The 2,948-nt window shown below is 49.0% G+C and carries 2 protein-coding genes; both read right to left on the bottom strand.

What is annotated here, in order from left to right:
* Positions 1-157 precede the first annotated feature (157 nt).
* Positions 158-343 carry a hypothetical protein gene (locus PHI12_12155; protein ID MDD5511545.1) on the bottom strand — a complete coding sequence of 62 codons (186 nt, stop codon included), beginning with the start codon at positions 341-343 and terminating at the stop codon, positions 158-160.
* Complete coding sequence (locus tag PHI12_12150) at positions 340-2,793, bottom strand: hypothetical protein (GenBank protein MDD5511544.1); 2,454 nt, start codon at positions 2,791-2,793, stop codon at positions 340-342. The genes PHI12_12155 and PHI12_12150 overlap by 4 nt, the downstream gene beginning before the upstream one ends.
* Positions 2,794-2,948 lie beyond the last annotated feature (155 nt).

Here is a 2,948-nt window from a genome sequence, read left to right as displayed (position 1 = left end):
CCCGGCAACTTCCTCCCCGGGTGCCTGTCTTTAAAACATTCGCGGGCCTTGCTATACGCCGCCGCCACCGCCTGGTCCTTTGGCCTTCCAGAGTTGATCATTTCCCGGATATTCTTCTTAATCGTCTGCACCGAATACCCTTTTAGCAAAGGCATGTTTACCCCTCCAGGTAGGGCGGCAGGTTTCCGGAAGGGTGCTTTTTGAAAAACGCCCTCCGGGCCACCTTCAGAGCCGCTTTTCTGGCCCTTTCATGGTCAAGCCCGTCAAGCTCCATTAATACCTTGATATTGTTTTCCACCGTGGACTTGCCGTATCCGGCCCTATAGGTCAATCGCTCCGTCACCAAAATCTCCTCCGGTGTCTCCGGTTTTGTTTCGCCAGCTTTTCTTTAATCCTGGCAATTTCGCCCATCTCAGGCTGCGGCAAGGGGGAAATAATGCTATGCCATTTTATCAGGGCGTAGCCTACACAATCATACCAATGGTTATAGCCGCTCAACGCTACCCTTTCGGGGTCTTTTTCGTCCTCCATCAGAACGGGCAACGTCTCGATCAGTTTCTCGCAGCAATCCATGATCTGCAACCTCGCGGTCATTTTGCCGGTTTGGGGATCTTCGTAAGGCTTCAGGTACTCATGCAGGACCGCCTTTCTAAATCTCCGGTCCGTTTTCTGCCCTCTCGGGGGTTCTAAAAAGCCGTACAATCCCCCTTCGTTGTAGTAATCAACAATACACTTGCCGGTCTCGGGGTTCCTGGAAAACGCATCCCGGCCGGTTACCTTAAATTCGTAGTTTTCGGGTACTTTCTCGCCGGTATCCGGGTCCTCGGCGATTGATAAATCCAGCACCAACCGGGCCTGGTCGGAGTAGGTAATTCTCGGTTCCTTCGGTTCCCGGGTAATTTCCCGGTAAACATACACTTTACCGTCCGGTCCCACGGCTAAAGAAAGCCATACAAAGGGGTCGGTATATCCTGGGTCGTTTGCAAGCCACCTTTTCCACCACAAATCCGGTTGAAACGTCCGGCATACGTGAATATCATACGAAAACTCAGGGAAAGCAAGGCCGGAAGTTATCTCCCAGGAGCCTTCCCTTAACGCTTTTCGCACGTTTTCGGGCAGATCGTTCAATCTCTGCTCGTACCCCGGGTCGTTTTCCATAATGTGCGGGTTGTCCTCCAGCTTGGCCGGGATAAACCGCCTTGTCCTTCTGGTGTCGGGGTCAGTGTAAACCTTCCCACCCTGGCATTTATCAACAAAACGAGATTTAACCCAGGCATGACCTATACCGCCGGGGTTTGTCGCCGCCCTTATAAGAGGCTTTACCCCTTTCTTGGTAGTCCGGCAACGGGCCAGCATGAATGTAAATTGGTACATGCTATTTCCGCTCCAAAAAAGTCGTCCCATATAGCGAACCAGAAATGTGTGGTGCGGTTCTACTGTAAGGCAATGGACCATGCCTTCATAATCTATTTCCTTACGGTGTTTTACTCTTACTTCGGTACAACCGGAACCACGCTCCGGGTTATCTGTATATACCCTTAATTGCCAAGCATCGTATTTGTTTCTTATCCGTAAATACTTTTTGGTTGCTACCCGCCCTAATTTAATTGAAATTTCCTGAAGATCATCTACTATGCCTTCATTTGCTAACGCAATTTGAATGCTTCCGTGAGGGGTTATATATCCGTTCCCCGCCATAAAAGCATCAAAAAATAACTTCATTTGCCGCTTAGACAGGTTCATAACAAACCGGGGAACTCTTTTGCTATAGGTATTACCCATGGGCTTAAAATGCTCGTACAACTGTCGGCTATATATTTTGTAACCATTATCGCCATCGGATTTAACCCGCCAGGGCAACCGGTCCATTAGTTGGGATAATTCTTTATTTGGCTTTGTCTGCCTGATGCTTACGCAAGGCGATGTTCCTCCTCTGGATTTGGCAGATAAATATGCGCTTCCTTCCGACAGATACCACCCAAGCAATAATAGGTAATCATCTGCATTAATTTTAGTTGCACTGTTTTGATTTGGTCCAATGCCTCTTCCATTCACATCCGGCATAGTTACCCATTCTGTCTCTTTGCCATCTGCCCAATTGCCTTTTCTGGGATGGTAGGCAAATCGAGGTAAATCCTTTGCTTCACAAAAGTACCAATCGTCACCATTTTGCTTATTTATCACCAAGCGGTGGTTCGGCGTAACATCATAGCATATTCCTCTTTGTCTTACGCTTATTAGTTTGCCTTTATACGGAAATGCAGGGGTTGCTGTTACTTCCCCATAAACGATGTTTTTTTCTTTTGTAAGCGATAACACTCTTTCACCTATCCGCACTTCCGATATAGGCTTCCAGCCGCTTTCCGTTAAAACCTCGTGCTCGGGGGTCATGCAAAATTGAGTTAATTCGTCAAAACAGATCAGGTCAAATTCCGCCGAGTAGTACCGAAATACATCATTGTCTTTCTCAAGGTAGCCGAACTGCAATACAGACGCCGGAGCATTTGAGTGCGGAAACTTCCAGCGGTATTTCCCCCCGTCATACTTCGGCCCTGTCCCGGCAAAGAGTTCATGGGATGACTTGATCGCCGACATTTCCAAGTCGGGGTACGCACGGCGAAGGAATAAAACGTGCGCCCCAGGGACTTCCATGCACCGCATAGCACACTTTATGAGTAAGGCTTGGGTTTTGCCGCCGCCTACGGCGCCGCCGTACAGAACCTCATCTTCCTCTGAAAGCAAAAACTCCCTTTGCCGGGGAGTTGCTATCCATACTCTTTCTTCTTGGCCCACAGAATCACCCCGTCAGTTCTCCCATCAACTGCTCAAATTTGGCCCATAGCCGGGTGTTGACTTCCGAATCCCACTTTCCAGGTAAAGCGATGGCCTCCAGAATGAGCTTCGATACCTCCAGCTTGAAGTGCCGGTCGCCAACCCATTCTCCCGGT

Source organism: Dehalococcoidales bacterium, assembly GCA_028716225.1.
GTDB lineage: Bacteria > Chloroflexota > Dehalococcoidia > Dehalococcoidales > UBA5760 > UBA5760.
The sequence above is the reverse complement of the archived record's forward strand: the minus strand, read 5'-3'. Positions and strand labels throughout refer to the sequence as shown.